This window comes from Vibrio sp. Vb1729, assembly GCF_033338655.1.
Lineage (GTDB): Bacteria > Pseudomonadota > Gammaproteobacteria > Enterobacterales > Vibrionaceae > Vibrio > Vibrio alginolyticus.
In genome coordinates, this window is the sequence record NZ_JAWOTB010000042.1 from 1 (window position 1) to 2500 (window position 2500).

Below are 2500 nucleotides of genomic sequence, written 5' to 3' on the forward strand. Positions count from 1 at the left end.
AGAAGTATTTAAAGCTACGGGGCTTTTTTGATGATACAAACCGATTCCCCCAAGCCCTATTTGTTCTCCAAAAAGATTAACCCTTTTCTTACATGGTAATGCACATAATTTTATAATGAAAATCACTTTTCATCTCAGCCATATATATTAAATCACCCAAGATTCCTCTATCGAGCAAACTGTAAACTCGATTCAAAAAATCAAAAGTAACTTCCCACCACTTTGAACTACGAAGAACATAAGGGGGGTATACCTTGAAAATTATTGCTTTTTACTTACCACAGTTTCATCAAATAAAAGAAAATGACCGATGGTGGGGAAAAGGTTTTACTGAATGGACAAATACTAAAAGTGCACGGCCTTTATTTTCAAAACATTATCAACCTAGAGAACCTTATCAAGACTTTTATTATGACTTAACGGACCCATCCGTAAGAAAGTGGCAAGCAGAAATCGCTAAAGCACACGGCATATATGGTTTTTGTTATTACCATTACTGGTTTAAAGGAAAAAGGCTATTGGAGACACCCTTTAATGAAGTACTTAAGACGGGCGAACCAGATTTTCCATTTTGCCTTTCTTGGGCAAATGAACCGTGGACAAAAACTTGGGATGGTCTTGATAGTCATATATTAATGCCTCAAAATTATGGAGAGTTATCGGATTGGAAAGAACACTTCGACTATTTATTACAAGCTTTCCAAGATGAAAGGTATATTCGTATAGATGATAAACCACTATTCATTATTTACCGTCCTGGGCATATCCCTGACTGTGAGCAAATGCTTAATTACTGGAATACACTCGCACAAGAAAATGGTTTGAAAGGTATATACTTTGTAGAAACATTAAACAGCTTCCCACTTCCTAATATAAATGGGTTCGATGCTAGCATTCAATTCGAGCCTTTTTATACAATTGCTCATGATAGCTCTTCAGACATAAATAAAACAATATATGAGTCTGGTAAACAAATAAACGCTTGGGATTATGATAAAGTTTGGATGTATATACTAAAGCGATCTCCTCCAGAGAAAAAAACATTTCCCGGTGCCTTTGTTGACTGGGACAACACAGCACGCCGCAAAGACTTAAATAGCAGCATCTTCCTCGGTTCTACTCCTGAGAAGTTCACGATATATTTAAGTAAGCAAATCCATCGTACCTATTCTCTTTACAACAGCGAGTTTTTATTTATGAATGCGTGGAATGAATGGGCAGAAGGTACTTACTTAGAACCAGATAAAAAGCATGGATTCGCCTATTTAGAAGGAGTTAAACAGGCAATTAAGAGAGGTATGAAAGCATACAAAAAAGACGAGTCATTCTGACTCGTCTTAAGCTTGCTTGGCGACGTCCTACTCTCACAGGGACAAGGTCCCAACTACCATCGGCGCTAGAGAGCTTAACTTCCGTGTTCGGTATGGGAACGGGTGTGACCTCTCTGCCATCATCACCAAACTATTGAAGGCATATTCCTTCAAAACTAGATAACATTTGCTACATATTATATGGTTAAGTCCTCGATCTATTAGTATTCGTCAGCTCCACATGTCACCATGCTTCCACCTCGAACCTATCAACCTGATCATCTTTCAGGGATCTTACTAGCTTACGCTATGGGAAATCTCATCTTGAGGGGGGCTTCATGCTTAGATGCTTTCAGCACTTATCCCTTCCGCACATAGCTACCCAGCTATGCCCTTGGCAGAACAACTGGTACACCAGCGGTGCGTCCATCCCGGTCCTCTCGTACTAAGGACAGCTCCTCTCAAATTTCCTACGCCCACGACGGATAGGGACCGAACTGTCTCACGACGTTCTGAACCCAGCTCGCGTACCGCTTTAATGGGCGAACAGCCCAACCCTTGGGACCGACTACAGCCCCAGGATGCGATGAGCCGACATCGAGGTGCCAAACCTCCCCGTCGATGTGGACTCTTGGGGGAGATAAGCCTGTTATCCCCGGGGTAGCTTTTATCCGTTGAGCGATGGCCCTTCCATGCGGAACCACCGGATCACTAAGCCCGACTTTCGTCCCTGCTCGACTTGTAGGTCTCGCAGTCAAGCTCCCTTATGCCTTTGCACTCTACGAATGATTTCCAACCATTCTGAGGGAACCTTTGGGCGCCTCCGTTACACTTTAGGAGGCGACCGCCCCAGTCAAACTGCCCACCTGACACTGTCTCCCGGGTCGATAAGACCCGTAGGTTAGAATTTCAATACAGTCAGGGCGGTATCCCACCAGCGCCTCCACCGAAGCTAGCGCTCCGGTTTCAAAGGCTCCCGCCTATCCTGTACAAACTGTACCAAAATTCAATATCAGGCTACAGTAAAGCTCCACGGGGTCTTTCCGTCCTGTCGCGGGTAACCTGCATCTTCACAGGTACTATAATTTCACCGAGTCTCTGGTTGAGACAGTGCCCAAATCGTTACACCTTTCGTGCGGGTCGGAACTTACCCGACAAGGAATTTCGCTACCTTAGGACCGTTATAGTTA

1 protein-coding gene and 2 rRNA genes (1 of these 3 cut by a window edge) are annotated in these 2500 nt (G+C 43.7%); 1 reads left to right on the forward strand and 2 read right to left on the reverse strand.

Annotated elements, in window-relative coordinates:
• Positions 1-254 precede the first annotated feature (254 nt).
• The gene (locus tag R7E29_RS16710) at positions 255-1331 is read left to right on the forward strand and encodes a glycoside hydrolase family 99-like domain-containing protein (RefSeq protein WP_070172472.1); all 1077 of its coding nucleotides are present in this window, start codon (positions 255-257) and stop codon (positions 1329-1331) included.
• Between the two features lie 14 nt (positions 1332-1345).
• Here R7E29_RS16710 and rrf read toward each other — a convergent pair.
• Positions 1346-1461 (reverse strand): 5S ribosomal RNA (rrf, locus tag R7E29_RS16715).
• A gap of 50 nt (positions 1462-1511) precedes the next feature.
• Positions 1512-2500, reverse strand: a 23S ribosomal RNA gene (locus R7E29_RS16720); it runs 1933 nt beyond the window's last position.